Source organism: Agathobaculum desmolans ATCC 43058 (assembly GCF_000701665.1).
Lineage (GTDB): Bacteria > Bacillota > Clostridia > Oscillospirales > Butyricicoccaceae > Agathobaculum > Agathobaculum desmolans.
This window is the reverse complement of record NZ_JNJN01000001.1, coordinates 1-18,330: the sequence shown is the minus strand read 5'-3', so window position 1 is coordinate 18,330 and position 18,330 is coordinate 1. Positions and strand designations below refer to the sequence as shown.

Genomic DNA, 18,330 nt, shown 5'->3' with positions numbered 1-18,330 from the left:
CTCCAACAGGTCTGTTTCCAACCTCTATATCAGTTAACGTTTCTTATGGCTCTACTCGCATCATGCGATACCCGACTCCGATATGGGTCTGGATATATTGCGGAGAACCCGGCTCTTTTTCCAATTTCTTACGCAGGGTAGCCATAAATACGCGAAGTGAGGCAACATCATTTTCCCAGCTTCTTCCCCAAATCTGCTGGGTAATGAAAGTATGGGTCAGCACCTTGCCCACATTTTTACAAAGTAGGCACAGCAGTTTGTATTCACTGGGGGTTAAGTGAAGCTCTTGCCCATCCAAAAAAGCACAGCCAGCTGCGTAATCCACTTTTAACTTGCCATTTGTAAAAACCGCATCTGTATTGATAGAACCAATCTGCAGTGCGGCTAAGCGCCGCTGTGTCACGCGCAGTCTTGCAAGCAATTCTTCCACAGAAAAGGGCTTGGTCAGATAATCATCAGCACCAGCATCCAGCGCATCGATTTTATCCGTATCCTCACTCCGGGCGCTGATTACAATAATGGGCATATTGGACCAGGAACGAACTTTGTGGATGACTTCCACGCCATCCATGTCCGGCAGTCCCAAATCCAGTAAAATGATTTCCGGATTGTGGGAGGAAGCCTCCAGAATAGCTGATTCTCCGTTTGCCGCAGTCAAAAAGCGGTAATCATGGGCTTTTAATGTTGTAGTAATTAAGTTGCGAACGGGTGTATCGTCCTCAACCACTAAGATCAAAGGTTTATTCATGCAGTTCTACCTCCCCGGCTGGTACAGAAAATGTAAAAATGGATCCATGAGGCAAATGATCGGTGACCATGATTTCTCCTCCATGTGCATTGACAATGGATTTACACAATGCCAAACCCAATCCCATGCTGCGGCGGCTATCCGCAATCTGATTGGACGCACTGTAAAACATATCAAAAATATGCGGTTTGTCTTTGTCAGAGATTCCCGGTCCGTTATCTGCAACGGAAATATAGATGTAGCTTCCTTTTTGTTTCCACCCAATGTCAATTTCGGACCCTGGCGGAGTGTACTTGATGGCATTATCCACCAGATTAATGATGACCTGAACGATGAGTTTTGCGTCAATCTGCGCCAAAAGGTATTCCTCACTGTTTTGCACCTTCAGGTGATACTCCGCACTCTTCCGGTTAATATGACGCAGGGCCTCCGCAACCACCTCATCCATCAACTCCGTAGATACATGCAGGTTCATCCGTCCTTCTTCCAACCGACTGACAGACAACAGATTTTCCACCAGGTTAATGAGCCACATGGCATCATCATATATATCGGTATACATCTGTTCCTTGGTCTTTGCGTCAAACAAATCTCCATTGGAGAGCAGATTGCTGGCGTTTCCCGAAATAGAAGTAAGAGGAGTACGTAAATCATGAGAAATCGATCGAAGCAAATTGGCGCGAAGCTGTTCATTTTTGGCCAAAACCGCAGCAGCCTCTTTTTCCTCTAAATTCTTCTGGTTTTCAAGGGCAAGTGCAGATTCGCCTAAAACAGAAAGAAGAATACTTGTTTCAAAGGAGTCCAGAGGCTTATCCGATGCGGCAATGCCCACAACCCCATAGATTTGCTTCCCTGTTCGTACCGACAGATAAGTGCAGCAGGAATCGGAAAGGTTTTCTGTTCCTGCACCAGCTCGCTTATTGTTTGTGATCACCCACTGCGCCACCTCGCGCTCCTTATCAGTGGTGTAACACTCCGGAGAAGCCGTACTGTCTGCAAGAAATATTTCCGGCATCACAGGTTTTTCTTCCTTTATGCGGTATGCAATGATATCTCGTTGGAATATTTTTAATAGCTGTTTTGCCGTTACCGAGATAATTTCTTCCTCCGTTCGAGCCTTTTGAAGATTCTGATTCGTTTCAAGAAGAAGCTTTGTACGCCATGCTACCTGAGCAGATCGTTTGGCATGGGACTTCAGTTTGGATGCTAAAGAGCCTGTAAGCAGGGAGGCCAGAAACATGACAAGAAAAGTAACCGGGTATCCGCTATCGTAAGCATGCAGAGAAAATCTGGGTTCCGTAAAAAAGAAATTGAATGTAAGCACACTGACGAAGGAAGCAATAAAACTACAGACAGAACTCTTTGTGGATATGGAAACCAGCATAACGCCCAAAATATAAAGCGTAATAATATTGGCCTCCGTAAAGCCCAAATGATAAAACAAAAATCCTATAACCGTAGCTAAAACAAGGAGCAGCGCGCTTTTTAACAAATCAAGAATTGACAAGGTCGGCAGACGCATGATTTCTCGATGTTTAGCAGCAAACCGACCATTCAATCCATTATCGGGAATGATGTGAATGTCAAGTTCCGGAATAAGTTCGATTAGCCGCTCAGTTAAAGATGGCTTCCGGAACAACATATGATGCGGGATCCCGCTACGGCCAAGCACAATTTCTGTGACCCCTGACAGATGTGAAAATTCGGCAATCTGATACGCAACATCATCGCCATAAACTGTTTCAATGGATGCCCCCAATTGCTGCGCCAGATGAATATTGGTCTGGAGGCGTTCTTTATCCGTCTGAGGCATCCACTGAAATTCCTTTGTTTCTACAAATAGTGCAGTAAATCCGCAACGGAAAGCACTTGCCATCCGTGCTGCTGTGCGTATAATTTTCTCATTAGAAGGGGCAGAAGAAAGGCACACCAAAATGTGCTCACGAGTGCGGTATTCCATTTTACTCTGGGAACCTTGGGTATATAAAGCTGCTCTGTCTGCGCAACGGCGCAAACCAATCTCCCGTAGTGCGCTTAATTGTGACAAAGTACAGTCGGAAAGCAGCTCTCCCTTCTTCTGCTGGAGCAGACGCTGCTGCAGTCTTTCCGGCTCGATATCAACAAACTCCACCTGGTCCGCCTGATCAAACACACGGTCCGGAATACGCTCTGATTCAGAATATCCCAGTATGGAAAAAACGGTATCTTGAATACTCTCAATGTGCTGAACATTCAGTGTTGTATAAACATCCACGCCTGCTTTCAACAATTCCGCTATATCCTGATAGCGTTTCATATGGCGCGAAACATCCATGTTCAAGTGAGATAAATCATCAACCAAAATCAAATCCGGCGCTCTTTTCAGACAGGCATCCAAATCCATTTCATAATCAGTCCGCCCGGCCCGGATTATTGTTTTATAAGGCAATACCTCAAACTTTTCAGCCAAAAATTGAGTTTGAGGCCACTGCTCGCAGGAGAGTAAGCCAATGACTACATCCAGCCCCGCTTGTCTTGCCTGTTCAGCGCTCTCCAACATAGAATAACTTTTGCCAGCACCAGTAAAGTAGCTGGAAAAAATAGTGAGTTTTCCTTGTTTCTTCTCTGTAAGTTGCTCAGGCAGTGTGACTGTATTCATTATGAACCCCCCTTCCAAGCAAATGTATTATAGCATAAATTTACGCCCTCTGGCCGCAGAGTTGGTGAATAAAATGCAGCACCAAAGATTGGTTATCGCTGCCTTTCCACAGAACTTTTTGATGCTGAGGATTTTTCTCAATAGTTTTCACATCAACAATTCCATTGTCTATGGAAAAGGATTGCGGATTTAGAGTAATGCATTTCCACCGTGCCAGTCTTGCACTTTCTACATCGGAATCGGCGGATATAATTACTACATCGGCATCTCCGCAATCAAAGGACTTCATAACTTCCTGTTCACTGCCAACAGATAGATTGCAATGTACATCAGGATACAAATGATTGATATCTTTCAGAATATTTGAAACAGCCGGTATGATGTTAACGCATGAGGTCGCAATATTGAAACAGGTTGTTTGCGCCTGTTCTTCGTTCTCCCGCCGGACCTTATCTAAGAAATTATCCAATTTTACCATAATGTAATACCCAAATATTGCAATTGCCGCAAAACCACCCAGTAAAACGATGTCTTCCATTCCCATTTCTATCCCTCCTTCTTGGGTCGTAAGGGTACTATACTCATATATGGAAGCACTTCTGGATATCACGCTGTGTTCCCAAAACCAGGATCGTGCTGTTTTCCGGCAAACATATATCCGGGGTAATGACCGTCATAGCGAATTTTCCGCTTTGCTTAATTGCCAGGATGTTGACATGGTAGCGTTTCCGCACGTCCAATTGTCCGATCGTCTTTCCAACCCAGTTATTAGGGACTTCAATTTCAAAGATTGCGTGGTCATCACCCAGAGCAATATAGTCGTAAATGTGATCGGAACTATAACGGATCGCACTCCAAATTGCCATCTGCTTTTCCGGATATACAACTTCGTCGGCACCATTGCGGAGCAAAAACTTTGCCTGTACATCCCGCGCAGCTCTTGCCACCACTTTTTTTGCCCCTAATTCCTTTAATAAGGATGCAGTTTCTAAGGAACTTTGAAAATTATCTCCAATCGCAACAATACAAACATCAAAATTTCGCACACCAATAGCAGAAAGGAATTCTTCACTGGTGCTATCCCCAATCTGGGCATTGGTCACAAAGGGAAGAACTGCATTGACTCGTTCCTCATCTTTGTCTATCGCCATAACCTGATGATTCAGTTCGTTTAGCTTCATCGCAATATGGCGGCCAAAACGGCCTAAGCCAATCAACAAAATGGTTTTCATAAGTCCTCCATATTTATTTCTTTACCCTACTGTAATTCGTTCCTGAGGGAGTCGAGCACTGTTGCCCTGTATGTTGGAGAGGGCTGCAAATATTAATGTAAGTCCGCCAACCCGACCAAAAAACATCAGCACAATTAGAATGAGATGTGATATCCACCCCAACTGCGGAGTAATCCCCAACGAAAGACCTACCGTTCCTATGGCAGAGGCTGTCTCAAAAAGGCAGGTAAGGACAGGCAGATTCTCTAACCTGCTGATGATCAGCCCGCCAGTTAAAAACAGAATCAGGTACATCATCATAATCGTGGCCGCCTGAGTCACTGTTTCATTTGGCACGCGCCGATTGAAAAAGTGCGGATTCTCTCTACGACGAAAAACTGCAAAAGCACTCGCCAATAAGACTGCCAAAGTGGTGGTTTTCATACCTCCAGCGGTAGATCCCGGAGAGCCGCCGATCAGCATTAGAATCGTAATCATCGACTGCCCGGTTTCGCTCATGGCCGTGAGATCCGCAGTGTTGAAGCCGGCGGTCCTGGGCGTGACGGCCTGAAAAATCGATAAAAGAAATCGCTCTCCGATAGGCGCATCCTCAAACTCAAAAAAGAAAAAATAGATTGTCGGAAGCAGGATCAAGATGCCGGTCACGGTCAGAATCACTTTGCTCTGCATCCGGTATTTGCGGAGATTCAGCCGATTGGTGCGAATATCCTCCCAGGTCAGAAAGCCAATTCCTCCCACCACGATCAAAAGCGCAATCACAAGGGAAACTATCGGGTTCCTTGCATAATCCGTCAAGGAGGAAAAAGGAGCTTTCATTCCCATCAGATCAAACCCTGCATTACAAAAAGCGGATATGGAGTGGAATAAAGCATACCAAGCACCCTTAATAAGTCCAAACTCTTGGTAAAACACAGGAAAAAGAAGCGCGGCTCCTAATAATTCGACTATCAGGGCTGTCTTTAGAATAAACTGGGTCAGACGAACAATGCCTCCCACATTGGGGGCTGCAATTGCTTCCTGCATGGTACTTCGCTGCATGAGTCCGATTTTTCGCCCCGAGAGAATGGCAAAGGCACCTGCCACCGTCACGACACCAAGTCCGCCTATTTGTATCAGCAAAATAATGATAAATTGTCCAAAATTCGACCAGCAAGTAGCTGTATCATGTATCACCAATCCTGTTACACAGACAGCGGATGTGGAAGTAAACAGAGCATCCAAAAATGAGGTACTGGTTCCCTCTTGTGTTGATACTGGAAGCATAAGAAGGAAACTTCCCATTAAAATGACCAGAAAAAATCCCAATATGATAACCCGGAAAGGGGACTTATTGTTCTTATGCAAAAGCTGCCACATAAGCCTCCACCTCTTAATACGCCTTTATTATTTCTTTATACCCCCATTATCCATATCTGGTCTAAAGGAGGTGTTAATGTATTAGGGCGCATATTAAGACGGTATTAAGGCACAAGTCACTCCTCTTATTTGCAACTACTTTTTAGAAGCCGCAATCTCTGCAATCAGACTACGGCGAGTGACAATTCCACAAAGTGCGTTTCTGCTATCAACAACCGGGACAAAATTTTGTCGAAGCGAGGCATCTACCACGACATCATACTCCGCCTCAATAGAAAGCGCCGGGCAAAAGTCGCGCCGTAAAATGTCTCTAACAGAATACTTCTCCTGTTCCTTCATATCTGTTATACCGGTTTTTATGATATGTCGAAGGAAGTCTCCTTCCGTAACACTTCCGACATAATGCTCCTCGGCGTCCAGCACGGGAATGGCCGTATAATGGCAACGTGCCAAGACTTCCAATCCCTGCCGGATCGTGCTGCGCTCATGCAAAACAACGGTGCAAACCTTAGGAATCATAATTTTGGCAATATTCATATGTCACACTTTCTTGAAACGCACACCCGTCTCATATCCAGCCGAACAGCAAGGCGATTGGCAAAGTAATCATTGTGGTACAAATACAAACAGCGGCCAGGGTGACAAGAGGCATTCCAATGAAGATGATCAAAAACCCCAACAACCTGTGATGGAAAAGAAACTTTTCCATGGCGGCGTCAACATGGTTTTCAAAACGAGAGACACGCTTTTTTAACTTTAACGCAAACATATCTGTCTCCTCCTTATGGCATTATGATAGCTCATAGAAACTAAAACCGGGGAAAAGATTGCACATATGGAATTAAGAACAGATAAAAGGTCGCCGGCCCGCCTGAAATGCACAGGCAGGCCGGTGACCTTTTGAATAGCATATGAGGGTGGAACTATTGATTCAGTGGAAAAAGGATTTTCATCAGCACATGTTCTGCGGCATTGGTGTGATCCACGCTGAAATAGAGGCGTTTCCCCGCGCTGTCCATAAGCTCAAACTGACTTCCATTGCAGAGAAATCGGATGCCCAATTGTTCCAAAGTGTGGTAAAGTGCCAAATGCCACTCGATCCAGTTTGGGACACCGTCTTGCAGCAATGCATCCCTGATCCATTCAAATTCAGGCGGGACCAAATGTTTTTCCAAAAACAGATGCCATAAGCTTTCCTTTTGCTGCAGCTGCAATCCAGACAAACAGTCAACGGGGCTCTCTTGTGCCGAGTCAGTATCCAACGAAACATAGCAGTAGGACAATGTGCGATCTTCCATGAACAGCTTCTGCTGGTTCAGAAAATCAGCAAATCTCCAGTCAAAAGCAACCACATACTCATCATGTACGGCTGCGCATAAAAGCTGGTACATACAACCAGCCGACAAAGGATCAGGAAACTGGATACATAAATAGATATCTTGAAAATTGTCACACCAGATTCCGGAAATATTGTGTTGCTGCACAATGTACTCGCCGCCCATTTCAGAAAATGAAAGTTCAATCAATTCGCGGTTCTCCGCCATTCCAAAAATCTGAACGGGCCATATGGGATCGACTTTGCAAACCAGGGGGGCGAATGTCTGTGCAAACTCCAAAACCGGCACGGACAGGACTTCATAGCCCAATTGAAGCTGCGTCTTTCCGTCTTGATAGGATACTCTGCACGATTGACCAAGCCATTCTTTTAAGGACTTTGCCAGGCATATCGTCAGCCACGCCGGAGTTTCATCTGCAATCTGGGTCATTGCTTTGAATTTCTGCTTTAGCGTTTTGTCAAAATGGAATTGCATAGTGTGCCTCCGTTATCGAAAACCAGCGGGGAGGGCACTTACTTGGACGCATCCCCCACAAGGCCCATCGCCTTGGCAATGTCCAGGTTCACGCCGAGAACATTGACGGTTTCTTCACCGAAAATACCGAACAGCTTACCCTCTGTGTTATCCGCCACAATCTGTTCCAACTTATCCTCACTCAGTCCGGAGGCTGCTGCCAGAGCAGGAATCTGAATGCGGGCAGACTCAGGCGAAATGTGCGGATCCAGTCCGGAGCCGGAAGCAGTCATCAGATCAGCAGGAATATCCTCCCGCTTCACATCCGGGTTAGCCTCCAGGAATGCCTCAATGTCGACCTCAACTCGTTCCGTCAGGGCAGGATTGGAGGGCGCATAGTTGTTGGAACCGGAACTGAGCCCGGCAAACTCACTGCCATCGTTATAGTATTGGTTACCCTGGTCATCTTCATAATAGGTGTTATAGTTGTAAGCCGAAGGACGTCCCTTCATGAAATAGGGTTCAGTGAAATCTTGCCCTATATTTTCTGCCCCCACAGCCTGGCCATCTGCATAGACCAGGCTGCCATTGGCTTGGCTGGGGAAAATCACCGTGGAAATACCGCTGAGCAATACAGGAAATACAAAACCACAGAGCAGCAACAATACTAATGTTACCACCAAAGATTGACGCAGACCGTGAAAGAATGCGTTCTTATTTGTTGTTTCATTCATAGTAAGGATCCTCCTCAGATGCCCATTGCTGTCAGTATGGGAGCAATAATCATGTCGATGATTTTAATTCCGATAAAGGGAGTGATGACACCGCCCAGACCGTAGATCATCATATTTCGGGCCAACATTTTCCCGGAAGACATGGGGCGGTACTTGACGCCTTTCATCGCCAGAGGAATCAGGCAGGGAATGATGATCGCATTAAAAATCAATGCAGACAGGATGGCACTGTTTTGTGTGCTCAGGTGCATGATATTCAGAACACCCAGCTGCGGGATGGCCGCCATAAACATAGCGGGAATGATGGCAAAATACTTTGCGATATCGTTTGCAATCGAGAAGGTGGTGAGAGAGCCTCGGGTGATGAGCAGCTGCTTGCCGATCTCCACCACCTCCAGGATCTTGGTGGGATCGGAGTCCAAATCCACCATGTTGGCGGCTTCCTTAGCCGCGGTGGTGCCAGAGTTCATTGCAAGTCCCACATTCGCCTGAGCGAGGGCGGGAGCGTCGTTGGTACCGTCGCCGGTCATGGCAACGATTTTTCCTTCCGCCTGCTCCTTTTTGATGACGCTGATCTTGTCCTCCGGCTTACACTCGGCAATAAATCCGTCCACACCCGCCTCCTTGGCGATGGTGGCCGCAGTCAGGGGGTTGTCGCCAGTACACATGATGGTCTTGATGCCAATGGCCCGCAGGCGCTCAAAACGCTCTGCCATGCCGGGCTTTACGGTATCTTTCAGATAAATAACGCCAAGCACCTGCTTATTTTGGCATACAACCAGAGGGGTGCCGCCCAGGGAAGAAACCTTTTCCACATGGGCATGCAAATCAGCCGGAACCTTTCCGCCCTGAGACATAACATACTGCTCAATGGCATCCGAGGCCCCCTTGCGAACCTTGGTGCCATCGGGAAGATCCACGCCGCTCATGCGGGTCTGGGCTGTAAATTCCATAAAGGAAGAACCGGGGATTTCCTCACTGTTGTCTCCCAGACGGCGTGCCAGTTCCAGAGTGGATTTACCCTCAGGAGTTTCATCATGAAGGCTGGTCAGAGCCGCACAACGAATCAGATCGCTGCGGCTTGCCCCCTCCACGGGGAAGAAATCAGCGGCCAGGCGGTTGCCAAAGGTAATGGTGCCGGTCTTATCCAGAATCATGGTGTCCACATCGCCGCAGGCTTCCACCGCCTTACCGGACATGGCGATCACATTGAAGCGGGTCACACGGTCCATACCAGCAATGCCAATGGCGGAGAGCAGACCGCCGATGGTGGTGGGGATTAGACAAACCATCAGGGCAATCAGGGTGGACAGCGGCAGCTGAACCCCACAATACATACCGATGGGATACAGGGTGACAATCACAATCAGGAAAATGATGGTCAGGGAAACGAGGAGAGTGCTCAATGCAATTTCGTTGGGCGTTTTCTTCCGAGAGGCACCTTCCACCAGAGCGATCATCCGATCCAGAAAGCTGTTGCCGGGATCAGAGGTGATGCGGATTTTCAGCCAGTCGGATACCACGGTGGTACCGCCGGTAACGGAGCAGAAGTCGCCGCCGCTCTCACGAACTACGGGAGCGGATTCGCCGGTGATAGCCGATTCATCCACTGACGCAATGCCTTCAATCACCTCGCCGTCGCCGGGAATCACCTCACCGGCCACTACCATAACAACATCGCCTTTTTTCAGCTCGCTGGAAGAAACGATGGTTTCGTTACCGTCCTGGTCCAGCAAATGGGCTTCAGTGTCCTTCTGGGTTTTCTTCAGGCTGGCAGCCTGCGCCTTGCCCCGCCCCTCTGCCACAGACTCCGCAAAGTTAGCAAACAGCACTGTCACCAGCAGAATGATGGAAACGATCAAATTGTAAGTACGCAGGCCGGTATCGCCCTCACCAAACAGCCCCGGCACAATCGTCAACAGCAGCGTGATCAGGAAGCCGATTTCCACGACGAACATGACCGGATTCTTGATCATATATCGGGGGTCCAGCTTTTTTACCGAACCGATGAGAGCCTGTTTCAGGATCTCTGGGGTCAGCAGCTTTTTATTTTGTTTCTTACTCATATTACGAAAATCCTCCTTAGCCCCAAAGGGTCAGATGTTCAGCAATGGGGCCCAGCGCCAGCGCCGGGAAGAATGTCAGCGCAGCAAAGATATACACCACGAACACAAGAATCACAGCAAAACTTACGGTGCTGGTCCGCAGCGTGCCAGCAGACTCGTTTACATAGTTTTTCTTCATCAGCGAGCCTGCAATGGCCAATTGAATCACGATGGGCAGATACCGCCCCAGGAACATGACAATACCGGTGGTAATGTTCCAGAAGTAGGTATTATCTGCCAGCCCTTCAAATCCGGATCCGTTATTCGCTGCAGAGGAGGCGTATTCATACAGCACCTGGCTCAAGCCGTGGAATCCGGGATTGGTAATGCCTGCCTGACCGGCGGCCGTCGCCACCGCCAGAGCAGAGAAAGCCAGAATCAGCAGCGGGTGGATAATGATGGCCAATGCGGTAAGCTTCATCTCGCGCCCCTCGATCTTCTTGCCAAGATATTCGGGGGTACGTCCTACCATCAACCCACAAATAAATACTGCCAGGATGGCGTACAGAATCATATTCATGAGGCCCACACCCTTGCCTCCAAAGACGCAGTTGAGCATCATGTGCAGCAGCGGCACCATGCCACCCAGCGGCGTCAATGTGTCGTGCATATTATTGACCGTACCTGTAGTGAAAGATGTAGTCACCGTGGTAAATAGAGCGGATTGGGCAATACCGAAGCGTACCTCTTTGCCCTCCATGCTGCCTGCGGACTGGTTGAGGCCGATCTCAGCCAGAGTCGGATTGCCCTGCAACTCCGCCCAGTAGCAAAGGCTCAGGCCTACCAGGAACAAAATTCCCATAGCCAAAAAGATGCTTCGGCCTTCTTTGCCGAACAGCCGGGCGGTGATTCCTTCCTGATGCGCAGGCAGAGCATTTTCCGGGGTCTTGCTCTTCTGATGCTGGAGACGACCGTCTCCCACCATTTTTCCAAAGGTAATGACGCAGGCGCCGGGCAGCAGCATCATGGAATACAGCTCGATCAGGTTGGACAGGATGGTAGGGTTCTCCATGGGTGTGGTGGAATTGGCGCCAAAAAATCCGCCGCCATTGGTACCCAGGTGCTTAATGATTTCAAGTGCCGCTACGGGACCCATAGCCAGGACCTGGTATGTACCTTCCAGGGTTTGCACCACCACATTCTCCGAAAAGTTCTGCGGCACACCCTGCCATACCAGCAGCAGTCCGCCTACCAGAGAGAAGGGCAGCAGTACACGGGTGGTGATGCGAACCAGATCGGCAAAAAAGTTTCCCACATTGTCCTTCGTTTTTCCAGCCAGGCCACGGATAAAGGCCACACAGGCAGCATAGCCGCTGGCTGCCGAAACAAACATCATAAAGATAATGACCAGCATCTGAGAAAGATAGCTCAATCCGCTCTCACCAGAGTAGTGCTGCAGATTGGTGTTGGTCATAAAACTGATAATGGTATTGAAGGCCAGAGTGGGTTCCATTCCATCAATCCCATTGGGATTCAAGAGGGGGAGACTCTGAATCCGGAGAATGATATAGCCGATGGCGATCATCACTGCGTTGGTGCCAATAAGGGCCATGGCGTACTGTTTCCAGTTCATACCCTTGTGGGGATCTACCCCGCCCAACTTATAAATTGCCCCGTCTACTCGATCAAATACGGGGTCGGCAAAGGTGTGTTTTCCTGCGGCAATATGATACAGATACCGCCCCACCGGAATGACAAGGATCAAATAAATGATCAATGTCAGAACCAGCTGTAACATATGAAACTCCTCCTATACTGTGTCCTCGACATTAAAATCGCTCCGGATGCGCCAAGGCGTATACCAGATATCCGCCCAGCAGCAAAACAATAATTCCGAGCAAAATCATACTGTTCAACTCCTACTCTCCATTATTCCTGAGAATCGACTTGCCGCTGGCACCAATTCACCAGCATCCAGACAAGGCCAAAACCGGCCAACAGGGTTCCTACCATAAAGCAATCCATCATACTCGGGGCTCCTTTCGTTGATATAAATGATGCCATGCCACATGCGCCATTTTCCTGGCAGTGATCGTCAGCGCAAACATTCCAATGATGACGCCGATCATAGCCATGCGAAGCAGCATATACTCTGCCATAAGATCGTTCTCCTTTCGCAATTGACAGGCAAGCAAAACACACAACATCTGTTTTGCGTTCATAGCATACCGCAATCTGTAATAAGTGGGGATTAAGGAAGATGACGGGACATTAACAGGAGATTAATATTTCATTTCCTCAGCAGAAACCAAGGGAAGCGTAAACTGGAATGTAGTCCCGGCTGGCATATGGTCCAGTACATCAATTTTTCCCCCGTGCATAGCGACAATAGATTGGCATAGATTGAGCCCAAGCCCCAGACCTCTTTGACAATCCGCTTTCCCTTGCCCGGCAGTGTAGAACAAATCAAACAAGTGCCTTTTTGCATCATCCGGAATTCCCGGGCCATCATCGGTGACGCTTATCTGCACGACATTTCCTTTCTTTACGGCACTCAGTTCAATATTTGATTCCTTAGGCGTGTACTGAATTGCGTTGTTCAGAATATTGATGATGACTCGCTGAATCAGTCTTGCGTTCATAGCAGCCATGAGTGTGGCATCTTCCAAATGGACAGATATGTGATGTTCTGCAGCTCTGCGATCCAGATGTGCAACTACACTCTGGAAAAGATCTTCGATCAGTTCCGGACTCATTTTGAAGGATTCCTTATCTGTTTCCAGATGAGTGGCTACCAACAGATTTTCTGTCATGTTAATCAGCCAGTTTGTATCGTCATAAATTGCCGTGTACAGCTTTTTCCTGATTGCCGGATCAAGTTCAGACTCTTCTTGCATCAGCATATCGGCACTGCCGCTGATGTTTGTGAGCGGTGTACGTAAATCATGAGAGACTGCTCGAAGCAAATTGGCTTGCAGCCGCTCTTTTTGTGTCTGAAGCGCTGCTTTATTTCGTTCTTCCTGCAGCCGGATACGTTCCTGGCTGAGACCGCACTCACTTAATATGGCAATCATAAGGTTTTTTTCGAATGCGTCCGGGATGGAATAACCTGCAATGGGAATTCCAACAATCCCCATTACTCCCTGCGTTCCCCGGACAGACAGGAAAAGCCATTTAGAGTCCGGCAGTGTGTTTGTGGTTGCACCTGCGTGCTTGTTGTTTCTTTGTACCCATTTGGCCACCCCGATTTCTTCGGAACCCAATTCCATCAAAATATTCTGTTCATCGGACGGTTCTACCCGAAACGCCAATTCCTTTTCCGTTCCACTTAGAGCATAGAGAACAGGTCGGTCAAAAAGCCGATTTAATTGTTCCGCAGTCAACCGAAGGCAATCCCATTCAGTCCGCCCTTTTTGCAGTTTCTGACTGCTTCCCAAAAGCAGTTCCGTATAGTAGCTTTTTTGTGCCGCCAAACGGGCCTGTGCTTTTACGCGACTGGCCAATGAGCTTGCAATCACGCTGGAGAAAAGCATAATGAGAAATGTAACAGGGTAGCTGGGATCGTTGGCTTGAAAGGTAAAACGAGGTTCTGTAAAAAGAAAATTGAAAGCGGCAACACTGAGGAGAGAATCAATTGCGCCATAAAAGTGACCATTTGTCCAAACCGCCGTAATAAGAACTCCCAAGATGTAAACCGTAATGATGTTTGATTCGCTGAATCCAGCGTAATAAAAGCCAAATCCCGCAAGGGAGGAAAGCAGTAAAGAGGCCAGCATAATGCCTGTGTCTTTCCATGTAAAGCGTGTTTTTGGAACATGAAGCTTTCCAAGAGGCTTTTTATATAGCGGTTGGTGATCCGGAATAATGTATACATCCAGATCTGTTAGTTCAATCAGACGATCAGCCAGACTCTTTTTCCCTGTAATAGGGTTTTGCTTATGGTTGATGCGCCCCATAACGATTTTTGTCACGCCGCTGACACGGGCATATTCCGCAATCTGTACGGCGGGTTCCGTTCCATATACCGTAGAAATCTGTGCGCCCAGCTGCTCCGCGAGACGCAGATTACTACGCAGGCGCTTCAGGTTTTCGCCGGATAATTCTTTTGTTTCCGGTGTCTGCACAAACAACGCAGTGAAACCGCTGTGAAAGGCTTCCGCCATTCGTGCAGCGGTTCGGATCACTTTCGCATTGGAAGGTGCAGACGAAAGACAGATCAAAATGTGTTCCCCGGCTTTCGCGCTCTTTTCCTTACCTTCCTGCAGCGCCGCGCGGTTCAGCTGATCCGCAGTACGCCGCATAGCGATCTCACGCAGGGCAGCCAAATTTTCGGTGGTAAAAAAGTGTTGGAGGGCCTGTTTTGCCTGGCGCTCCCGGTACACTTTTCCCATCTGGAGGCGTTTCACCAACTCATCAGGCTCAATATCCACCAGTTCAACCTGATTGGCCCGGTCAAAAATATGATCCGGGATTCGCTCATTGACCGCAATGCCTGTGATGGAGGACACCAAATCGTTCAACGACTCCAAATGCTGCACATTCACCGTGGTATAGACGTTGATCCCGGCCTGGAGTAGTTCTTCTACATCCTGATACCGCTTTGTGTGTCGGCACCCTTGGGCATTATTGTGGGCCAATTCGTCTACCAGAATGAGTTGTGGTTTCCTCTGCAACGCTCGGTCCAGATCAAACTCTTTCAGCTTAATTCCGCGATAGTCAATCTCTTTGCAAGGTAAACTCTCCAGCCCATCCAAGAGCGCCAATGTATCTGGTCTGGCATGCGGCTCCACATAGCCCACCACAACATCCATGCCCTCTTTTTGCGCCTGATGGGCTGCCTCGAGCATGGCATAGGTCTTGCCTACACCCGCTGCATAGCCAAAAAAGATTTTTAGCTTTCCAGCAAGGTGCGTACCTTCCCCACCTATCTCGACACCTGACCTTGTCTGTTGTATCTTCTCCATATGTATCTTCTCCTACAATATCGGTCTGTGGTATACATGAGTGTTTATATCGTACCATGCGGAATACTATAAAATAATAAGAGATTGCCTAAACGTATTAAGATCAAATAAAGATAGATACAAATAAAACAAGCCGAATGTCTGTTTCAAACAGCATCCGGCTTGTGAAATAGATGAGAAAAACAATATTGGATTGAACTATCAATAAGGCATTGGTGTGAATTACTTTAGAACTCTGTCATGACAGCAAAAAGACATTTCCATCTTAGAGAAATATTATAAGCGTGGGTTTGTGGTATGGTATCTTTAACTATGGGAAACTCCGCGCTCCCATTTGGAGACCGCTTTATCACTGACGTGCAGGCGTTCTGCCAGTGCGCGCTGGGTCAGTCCCTTTTCGGTCCGCAATTTGCGGATCAGGGCGCCGGTTTTTTCGTGATCCATGTTTTGTTCACCTCGCAGGTTTATTATACCGGATAACCGGAGCGGACGCAATCGACGGACCGTAGAGTGACCGGTCGGGAGCACTTGTCAACACTTTTGCACTGTGCTATAATAAACCACAATGAAGAAAGGGGGCGTTTCGCAAAATGATCAATCGGCAGATGCAGGAGCTTGGCAGCAAGCGCTCGACCATCCGCGAGCTTTTTGAATATGGAAACCAGCGTGCGGCGGTGGTGGGCCGTGAAAATGTGTTTGATTTCTCGATCGGCAACCCGAGCATTCCCGCGCCGGACGCGGTGCGGCAGGCGATTGTGGAAGAGGCGGCGGGCGATCCGGTCGCGCTGCACGGCTATACATCGGCGCAGGGCGCGGCAGGGGTGCGCGCGGCGCTGGCGGCAGACTTGAGTCGCCGTTTTGGCACGGATTACACTGGCGACAGCTTGTATCTGACAGCCGGCGCGGCGGCGGCGCTTTCCTGCGCATTTCGGGCGGTTCTCTGCCCGGGAGACGAGGTGGTTATATTTGCGCCGTATTTTCCCGAATATCGGATGTTTATCGAAAGTGGCGCGGGTGCCAAATGTGTGGTCGTGCCGCCGTCGGTCGCGGATTTTCAAATCAATTTTGACGCGCTTGAACAGTGTCTGAACGAAAAAACCAAGGCGGTGGTCATCAATTCACCCAACAATCCGTCGGGCGCAGTATATGCGGAGCAGACCATCCGCCGGCTGGCAGAAATGCTTACGGAAAAGGAACGCGCCTATGGACATCCGATCTACCTGATCTCGGATGAGCCGTACCGTGAGATCGTATATGATGGGACGCAGGTTCCGTTCATTCCCCACTATTACGCGGATACCGTGGTCTGCTATTCGTACTCCAAGTCGCTTTCGCTGCCGGGTGAACGTATCGGCTATGTGCTGGTGCCGCCGCAGGCGGCGGACAGCAGCGATTTGTATGCTGCGGTGTGTGGCGCGGGCCGGGCACTGGGCTATGTGTGTGCGCCCAGCCTGTTTCAGCGGGTGGCGGCACGCTGCGCCGGTATGACGGGAGATATTTCCGCCTATCAGGCCAACCGCGACCTGCTGTATCAGGGATTGACAGCAATGGGATACCGCTGCATCAAGCCGGCGGGGGCGTTTTATCTGTTCCCGCAGACGCTGGAGCCGGATGACCGGGCGTTCTGTGAACGGGCGAAAAAATATGACCTGCTGGTCGTGCCGGGTTCGGATTTCGGTGCGCCGGGTCACATGCGTATTTCGTACTGCGTGCGGGAAGATACCATTCGGCGTGCCCTGCCGCTGTTTGAAAAGCTGGCGCAGGAATATTTTGCTTAAAAATTGTGTAAAATGTATGATAATAAAACGCAATATATGTACAAAGTGTTAATGCGATATATTTAATATGCACAAAAAATAAAAACAGCGGTTATGCAATATTCATAAATAGTGACACTTGTTTTTCTGCCGCGCTCCGTGTATGATTATACCAGAGATCAGGAAAAGACGATCTCACAAATCAGAAAAAGGAGTGTGACAAATCATGATGAAGGGTTTCTTCAACAATCTGGTCGCAGCCCGTATGCTGGATCTGGATTCCAACCGCGTTGATTCCAAGTCCCGCAAGGCGCGCCGCACTGCCAAGTAATGCGGTATCATTACAAAGGCAGCGGCTGCCTTGAGGAGTCAGAACACACATGACACAAACAAGCGGTACATAAAAGGTCTTCCGGAAATTGTTCGGAAGGCCTTTTATCTGCTTTGGTTGATAAAAATCGAAGAACCGTTGCCCTTCCTGTGGGACTGCCGGTTCTTCGTATGGGCGCTGCGCCTATGGAATGGATTTTAACAGCAAATATCCGTAAAATGCGCGTCAGTACGCATTTTTATACCAGACGACGGAGAATTGCGCCCAAGGAGCGCGATTCTCCGTCGCAGATTCGATCGAAAGCGTGGCTTCGATCGAGAGACTGTTCGGAAAACAGAGTTTTCGACAGCAAACGTGCTTCCCCGGATGGGGAAGCACGTTTGCTTTGCCGTCAGCCGGGACGGCGCTCTGCGGCGAGCAGCGCGGTGCGCTGGCGGAAAAATGCGGCGCGTTCCTCGCGGGTCGCCGGGCGGATGCGCTTATGGCCGCAGTCGGGGCAGGTGGTTTGCTGTTCACTGCCGCAGAACAGATAGTGGCAGCATTTGGTCTGGCAGCAATAGATCATGCCGGTCACCTCCTTGTTACGGTAAGCATAGCATAAGCGGTGTCCAATAAACTTCCCTTGCTTGCTGGAACAAGGGGGGTTAATTGAAAAACTAAACGCAAGTTTTTCTTGTACTCTTGCTCAAAATACTTGCATTTAGATTTACAGAGATGTTTTGTATAATAGTTCTG

Annotated in this window: 16 protein-coding genes and 1 pseudogene; 1 reads left to right on the top strand and 16 read right to left on the bottom strand. The window is 48.5% G+C overall.

Translation table 11 applies throughout. The annotated features are described in order from the left end of the window. Positions 1 to 43: 43 nt before the first annotated feature. The 15 genes and pseudogenes from T363_RS0100095 to T363_RS0100020 all read right to left on the bottom strand — a co-directional run. Entirely contained in the window at positions 44 to 748 is a 705-nt protein-coding gene (locus T363_RS0100095; RefSeq protein ID WP_031472034.1) for a response regulator, read from the bottom strand. After that, a complete protein-coding gene (locus T363_RS0100090) occupies positions 741 to 3,386 on the bottom strand; it encodes a sensor histidine kinase (RefSeq protein WP_031472033.1) in 2,646 nt (881 codons plus the stop codon). The genes T363_RS0100095 and T363_RS0100090 overlap by 8 nt, the downstream gene beginning before the upstream one ends. A 40-nt stretch (positions 3,387 to 3,426) precedes the next feature. Continuing rightward, positions 3,427 to 3,930 (bottom strand): hypothetical protein, encoded by a 504-nt coding sequence (locus T363_RS0100085; RefSeq protein ID WP_031472031.1) that lies wholly within the window; start codon positions 3,928 to 3,930, stop codon positions 3,427 to 3,429. A 37-nt stretch (positions 3,931 to 3,967) separates the two neighbouring features. Then, positions 3,968 to 4,618, bottom strand: coding sequence for a potassium channel family protein (locus T363_RS0100080; RefSeq protein WP_031472029.1), 651 nt, complete (start codon positions 4,616 to 4,618; stop codon positions 3,968 to 3,970). A 21-nt stretch (positions 4,619 to 4,639) separates the two neighbouring features. Further along, positions 4,640 to 5,974, bottom strand: coding sequence for a TrkH family potassium uptake protein (locus T363_RS0100075; RefSeq protein WP_031472028.1), 1,335 nt, complete (start codon positions 5,972 to 5,974; stop codon positions 4,640 to 4,642). A gap of 135 nt (positions 5,975 to 6,109) precedes the next feature. Continuing rightward, the gene (locus T363_RS0100070; RefSeq protein WP_031472026.1) at positions 6,110 to 6,511 is read right to left on the bottom strand and encodes a CBS domain-containing protein; all 402 of its coding nucleotides are present in this window, start codon (positions 6,509 to 6,511) and stop codon (positions 6,110 to 6,112) included. 31 nt (positions 6,512 to 6,542) lie between these two features. Continuing rightward, positions 6,543 to 6,743, bottom strand: a complete 201-nt coding sequence (locus T363_RS16320; protein WP_031472024.1) for a hypothetical protein — start codon at positions 6,741 to 6,743, stop codon at positions 6,543 to 6,545. Positions 6,744 to 6,897: 154 nt separating this feature from the next. Next, a complete protein-coding gene (locus T363_RS0100060; RefSeq protein ID WP_031472022.1) occupies positions 6,898 to 7,785 on the bottom strand; it encodes a hypothetical protein in 888 nt (295 codons plus the stop codon). A gap of 38 nt (positions 7,786 to 7,823) precedes the next feature. Beyond that, a complete protein-coding gene (gene kdpC, locus T363_RS0100055) occupies positions 7,824 to 8,498 on the bottom strand; it encodes a potassium-transporting ATPase subunit KdpC (protein ID WP_031472020.1) in 675 nt (224 codons plus the stop codon). Between the two features lie 14 nt (positions 8,499 to 8,512). Next, on the bottom strand, positions 8,513 to 10,564 hold the full coding sequence (kdpB, locus tag T363_RS0100050; protein WP_031472018.1) for a potassium-transporting ATPase subunit KdpB: 2,052 nt from the start codon (positions 10,562 to 10,564) through the stop codon (positions 8,513 to 8,515). Positions 10,565 to 10,580: 16 nt separating this feature from the next. Then, positions 10,581 to 12,341 (bottom strand): potassium-transporting ATPase subunit KdpA, encoded by a 1,761-nt coding sequence (locus T363_RS0100045; protein WP_031472016.1) that lies wholly within the window; start codon positions 12,339 to 12,341, stop codon positions 10,581 to 10,583. Between the two features lie 31 nt (positions 12,342 to 12,372). Next, on the bottom strand, positions 12,373 to 12,450 hold the full coding sequence (gene kdpF / locus T363_RS16760) for a K(+)-transporting ATPase subunit F (protein WP_154658714.1): 78 nt from the start codon (positions 12,448 to 12,450) through the stop codon (positions 12,373 to 12,375). 117 nt (positions 12,451 to 12,567) lie between these two features. Further along, the gene (locus tag T363_RS16660) at positions 12,568 to 12,702 is read right to left on the bottom strand and encodes a hypothetical protein (RefSeq protein ID WP_278246964.1); all 135 of its coding nucleotides are present in this window, start codon (positions 12,700 to 12,702) and stop codon (positions 12,568 to 12,570) included. Between the two features lie 123 nt (positions 12,703 to 12,825). Then, complete coding sequence (locus T363_RS0100025) at positions 12,826 to 15,507, bottom strand: sensor histidine kinase (protein ID WP_031472014.1); 2,682 nt, start codon at positions 15,505 to 15,507, stop codon at positions 12,826 to 12,828. A gap of 321 nt (positions 15,508 to 15,828) precedes the next feature. Then, positions 15,829 to 15,951: pseudogene (locus tag T363_RS0100020) on the bottom strand (helix-turn-helix domain-containing protein); the annotation flags it as partial. 146 nt (positions 15,952 to 16,097) lie between these two features. On the opposite strand from T363_RS0100020, the gene T363_RS0100015 reads away from it, so the two are divergent. Further along, positions 16,098 to 17,285: a pyridoxal phosphate-dependent aminotransferase gene (locus tag T363_RS0100015; protein ID WP_031472010.1), complete on the top strand. Its 1,188-nt coding sequence runs from the start codon at positions 16,098 to 16,100 to the stop codon at positions 17,283 to 17,285. A 701-nt stretch (positions 17,286 to 17,986) separates the two neighbouring features. Here T363_RS0100015 and T363_RS15895 read toward each other — a convergent pair. Beyond that, entirely contained in the window at positions 17,987 to 18,160 is a 174-nt protein-coding gene (locus T363_RS15895; RefSeq protein WP_154658707.1) for a hypothetical protein, read from the bottom strand. Positions 18,161 to 18,330 lie beyond the last annotated feature (170 nt).